Here is a 5,572-nt window from a genome sequence, read left to right as displayed (position 1 = left end):
TGGCCGTGGGTGGGGCTGTGGCGTTACGTGCTCGTGCCGGTCGCCCGGTACGGGATCGGGGTCCCCGCGGCTTGGGCGTACCGGTGGATCCTCGCCCCGCTCGGCACCGCGCTGTGGCGCTACGTCGTCGTCCCGGTGGCCCGGTACGGGATCGCGATGCCCGTCGCTTGGCTCTACCGGGCCGTCCTCACCCCGCTCGGCCACGGGCTGACGTGGCTCTTCACCGGCCTCGGCCACGCTTTGGTGTTTCTCGCCAAGGCACTTTTCGTCTGGCCCTGGGTCGCCCTGTGGCGGTACGGGATCGTCCTGCCCCTCGGATGGCTCTGGCGCCGGGTCCTCGCGCCCCTCGGGCGGGAGATCGCGGACGCCTTCCGGGTCTGCTGGCGGATCGCGGGGTTCATCTCCCGGGCCGTCGGCCGGGCACTCAAGTGGGTGGTCCGGAATCTCCTCGGCCGGCCCGTGACCTGGATCTACCGCGCCGTCTGCACCCCCGTCGGCCACTGGGTCCGCGACCAGGTGTGGGCGCCCGCCAAGCGGGCGGCCGTCGAAGCCGGGCGGGCCGCCCGGGACGCGCTCCGCTCGGCACGCGCGACCGTGCGGCAGGCCCGCCGCGACGCCTGGCGCGCCCTGGTCGGCGGAGCCCGGGTGACCGAGCCTGGGGAACCGGTGGTGGCCCCTGCGCGTACTCTGGGTAGTACAACAACCGCCTCCGGCGCGGCGCCCGCACCCGAGATCTCCCTGCGAAAGCAGGGGTGAGCCGGTCGGGCCCCCCAGAGGCCACCCGCATTTCGTGGGCGGCGCGCCACCGCGCCCGCCCCGCACCGAGGAGAAGAACCACTGGGCAAGCGACAGCCCGAAGGCCCGCCGCCCGCACCGGCGGTGCAGCGCATCCGACTGCGCTACACCAAGCGCGGCCGCCTCCGGTTCACCAGCCACCGTGACTTCCAGCGCGCCTTCGAGCGTGCGCTGCGCCGAGCCGAGGTGCCCATGGCGTACTCGGCCGGCTTCACCCCGCACCCCAAGGTGTCGTACGCCAACGCCGCCCCCACGGGTACGGGCTCCGAGGCAGAGTTCCTGGAGATCGCGCTCACCGAGGCGCGGGATCCGGAGATCCTGCGCGTCCTGCTCGACGAGTCGCTCCCGGACGGCCTCGACATCACCGATGCCGTCGAGGCCCGTACCTCGGGACTCGCCGACCGGCTCACCGCCTCCGTGTGGGAGCTGCGGCTCGAAGGGGTCGCCTTGGAGGACGCCGAGAAGGCCGTGTCGGCCTTTCTCGCGGCCGACGCCGTCGAGGTGCAGCGCAAGACCAAGAACGGCATCCGCACCTTCGACGCCCGCTCGGCCGTCGTCGACCTCGTCGCCGATCGTCCCGAGCCCGCCGCAGGCGGCGGCTCCACCGGAGCGGCCGGCGCCGCGCAGCTTGCTGTGTCCTCGGACAATGCCTGTGCGATACTGCGGCTGGTTGTTCGGCACGTGACACCTGCCGTACGACCCGACGACGTCCTGTCCGGTCTCCGAGCTGTGGCCGACCTGGCGCCGCCGGTCCCCGCAGCGGTGACCAGGCTGGCGCAGGGGCTCTTCGACGAGGAGTCCGGCACGGTGACCGACCCGCTCGCGCCCGACCGCGAGGCAGTCACGGCCGCTTCACCCACGGCCGCCGCGACCGCCTCAGCGACGGCGCCGGGTGCAGGTTCCGCGTAGGGAGCGGTCGTTGTAGCGCAGCCCTGGCACTCGGGAGCCACCTGGGTCGGGCAGCGCACTGACCAGGAGACTTTCGCCAGGCCGTACGTACAACGCGTACGGAACCGGCGAGCCAGACATCAGCTCCCGTGCGGCGCCCGCGCCCCGGACGGCGGCACCGCGCATCGTGCGTGATCGTGCCGCCGGACCGGAACAAGGCGCGGCGCCCGGGAGCGTGACGGGAGAACCGCCCGCATGCTCGAGCCGAACGAAGAGAACAACAACGCACCTGGTGACAAGCTGCCGCCGCGCCGTAGGCGCCGCGCCGCTTCCCGCCCCGCCGGTCCGCCGGTGACGGCGGAGGTCACCGAGAACGCGGCCGAGGTCGTCGTGGAGACGCCCGCCGCCACTCCGGAGCCCACGGAGGAGCCGGCCGCCCCCGCGCGTCCCCGCCGTCGTGCGACCCGCAAGGCCACGTCCGCGGAGCCCGTGGTCGAGGCCGCTGCTGAGGCCGCCCCGGCCGAGGCTCCCGTCGAGGAGCCGGCCGCCCCCGCTCGTACGCGTCGCCGTGCGACCCGTAAGGCCACCTCCCCGGAGCCGGTCGCCGAGACGGAGACCGCCGCCGCTGCCGAGGTCGCGCCCGTGGTCGAGGAGGCTCCGGTCGAGGAGCCGGCGGCGCCCGCTCGTACGCGTCGCCGTGCGACCCGTAAGGCCACCTCCCCGGAGCCGGTCGCCGAGACGGCCGGCGAGAGCCTGCCGTCCGAGACCGTCGCGCAGATCACCACCGAAGAGGCCGAGCCCGAGGTCGCCGCCGCCGAGAAGGCCGCCACCCGTGGCCGGACCCGCCGTCGCGCGTCGTCGCCGCAGTTCACCGCCGAGCCGGTCTCCGCCCCCAAGGCGGAGGAGGAGCCCCGCGGCCGCCGCGCCGCGCGCCCCGCCGTCGCCGTCTTCCAGGCCCCGGTCTTCACCGAGCCCATGTTCCAGACCCCGGAGACCGCGGCCGCCGCCGCTGCCGCCGTGGCCGTGGAGCCGGAGGAGGACGAGGAGGAGACGGTCGAGGTCGAGGAGACCACCGCCGTCGTCGAGCCGGTCGAGCGTCCCGAGCCCGCCGGTCGTCGCCGTCGTCGCCGTCGTGGCGAGCCCGCCGAGCCCGTCGCCGTCGAGCCGGTGCCGGCCACCGTCGCCGACGAGCCCGAGGTCGAGGCCGAGGAGCCCGAGGCGGAGGCCGAGGAGTCCGACGAGTACGAGGACCGCCCGTCCCGCCGTCGCCGTCGTGGTGGCCGTCGCCGTCGTCGCGGTGAGCTCGCCGAGGCGGATGACACCGAGGAGACCGAAGAGGCGGAGGAGGCCCGCGCCGAGGACGAGGAGTCCGAGGAGGAGGCGGAGGAGTCCGACGAGTACGAGGGCGGCACCTCCACGGGCGGCAGCAGCAGCTCCCGTCGCCGTCGCCGTCGTCGCCGCCGCAGCGGTGACGCCTCCGGCGAGACCGAGGCGGGCGAGGAGGACGGCGTCCGTACGGTCGTCAAGGTCCGCGAGCCCCGCCCGGCCCGTGAGAAGGCCGAGCCGTCCGACGAGGTCCAGTCCATCAAGGGCTCGACCCGCCTGGAGGCGAAGAAGCAGCGCCGCCGCGAAGGCCGCGAGCAGGGCCGCCGCCGCGTCCCGATCATCACCGAGGCCGAGTTCCTGGCCCGCCGTGAGGCCGTCGAGCGCGTCATGGTCGTCCGCCAGAACGGCGAGCGCACCCAGATCGGCGTCCTGGAAGACAACGTGCTCGTCGAGCACTACGTCAACAAGGAGCAGGCCACCTCGTACGTCGGCAACGTCTACCTGGGCAAGGTCCAGAACGTGCTGCCGTCCATGGAGGCCGCCTTCGTCGACATCGGCAAGGGCCGCAACGCCGTCCTGTACGCCGGCGAGGTCAACTTCGAGGCGCTCGGCATGGCCAACGGGCCGCGCCGCATCGAGACCGCCCTCAAGTCCGGCCAGTCGGTCCTCGTCCAGGTGACGAAGGACCCGATCGGTCACAAGGGCGCGCGTCTGACCAGCCAGGTCTCCCTGCCGGGCCGCTACCTCGTGTACGTCCCCGAGGGCTCGATGACCGGCATCAGCCGCAAGCTCCCGGACACCGAGCGCGCCCGGCTGAAGACCATCCTCAAGAAGATCGTCCCCGAGGACGCGGGCGTCATCGTGCGCACCGCCGCCGAGGGCGCGAGCGAGGACGAGCTGCGCCGCGACGTCGAGCGTCTGCAGGCCCAGTGGGAGGACATCCAGAAGAAGGCGAAGAACGGCAACGCTCCGACCCTTCTCTACGGCGAGCCGGACATGACCGTCCGTGTCGTCCGCGACATCTTCAACGAGGACTTCTCGAAGGTCATCGTCAGCGGCGACGACGCCTGGGAGACCATCCACGGGTACGTGAACCACGTCGCCCCGGATCTGACCGACCGCCTGTCCAAGTGGACGAGCGAGTTCGACGTCTTCGCGACGTACCGGATCGACGAGCAGCTGATGAAGGCGCTGGACCGCAAGGTCTGGCTGCCGAGCGGTGGCTCGCTGGTGATCGACAAGACCGAGGCGATGATCGTCGTCGACGTCAACACCGGCAAGTTCACCGGCCAGGGCGGCAACCTCGAAGAGACCGTGACGAGGAACAACCTCGAAGCGGCCGAGGAGATCGTGCGCCAGCTGCGCCTGCGCGACCTGGGCGGCATCGTCGTCATCGACTTCATCGACATGGTCCTGGAGTCCAACCGCGACCTGGTGCTGCGCCGCCTCCTGGAGTGCCTGGGCCGTGACCGGACCAAGCACCAGGTGGCCGAGGTCACCTCGCTGGGCCTGGTCCAGATGACCCGTAAGCGGGTCGGCCAGGGTCTGCTGGAGTCCTTCTCCGAGACCTGCGTCCACTGCAACGGCCGTGGCGTCATCGTGCACATGGAGCAGCCGACCGCCCCCGGCGGCGGTGGCGGCGGCAAGCGGTCGAAGAAGCGCGGCCGTGGCGGTGCCGAGCACCACGAGCACGAGCACGTCGAGGCCGTGGAGACGGAGTCCGAGGCCGAGACGGTCGAGACCGAGGCCGAGGTGGCCGCGGAGATCGCCGCCCCGGTGGCCGTGGAGGAGCCCTTCCGCGCCGACGAGGAGCTGTACAGCAGCGCCGCCGAGGCCGAGGCCGCCGCCACTCGTGGTCGCGGCCGCCGTCGGGCGACCCGCAAGGTGTCCGCGCCGGCCGGTTCTCCGGTCGCGGCGGCCCCGGCGCCGGTCGTGGTCGAGCCCGAGCCCGTCGTGGAGCCCGAGCCCGTCGTCGAGGCCGTGGTCGAGACCCCGGTCGTCGAGGAGGCCGCCCCGGCCCCCCGTGCGCGCCGACGTGCCACCCGTAAGGCGACGGCCCCGGCCGGTTCGCCGGCGGCGGCTCCGGAGCCCGTCATCGAGGTGCCGGTCGTCGAGCCCGCCGCCGCCCCGGAGCCGGTCGTCGAGGCCGCGCCCGAGCCCGTCGTCGAGGAGGCCCCCGTGGCCGCCCCGCCGAGGGCCCGTCGCCGGGTCGTCCGCAAGGTGACCGCTCCCGCCGGCTCGCCCTCGGGCGCCGAGGAGGCCGCCGTCCTCGTGGTCGAGACCCCGGCACCGGTCGAGGCGCCCGCCGCCGAGTCCGAGGCCGAGGCTCCCGCCCCGGCCAAGAAGACGGCCGCCCGCAAGACGGCCAAGAAGGCCACCGCGAAGAAGGCCGCCACCAAGAAGACGGTGGCGACCAAGAAGACCGCGGCGAAGAAGACGACTGCGAAGAAGGCGGCCACCAAGAAGACGGCCGCCCCCGCGCAGGACTGACACGGCCGGGGGGGGGCCGCCCCGGGGGGGCGGCCCCCCCCCCCCCCCACGGGGAAGTCAACCCAAATTAACC

Annotated in this window: 2 protein-coding genes and 1 pseudogene; all 3 read left to right on the top strand. The window is 73.7% G+C overall.

Annotation, left to right across the window (positions count from 1 at the left end; translation table 11 throughout):
- Positions 1 to 756 (top strand): annotated as a pseudogene (locus ACFQ7Q_RS32360) (hypothetical protein); the annotation flags it as partial.
- 123 nt (positions 757 to 879) lie between these two features.
- Entirely contained in the window at positions 880 to 1,704 is an 825-nt protein-coding gene (locus ACFQ7Q_RS32355; RefSeq protein WP_383561409.1) for a TIGR03936 family radical SAM-associated protein, read from the top strand.
- Between the two features lie 234 nt (positions 1,705 to 1,938).
- Positions 1,939 to 5,499, top strand: coding sequence for a ribonuclease E/G (locus ACFQ7Q_RS32350; protein ID WP_383561407.1), 3,561 nt, complete (start codon positions 1,939 to 1,941; stop codon positions 5,497 to 5,499).
- Positions 5,500 to 5,572 lie beyond the last annotated feature (73 nt).

Source organism: Streptomyces sp. NPDC056527 (assembly GCF_042794475.1).
Taxonomy (GTDB): Bacteria; Actinomycetota; Actinomycetes; order Streptomycetales; family Streptomycetaceae; genus Streptomyces.
Note: the sequence above shows the minus strand (reverse complement) of the source record. Positions and strands in the feature narration are given on the sequence as shown.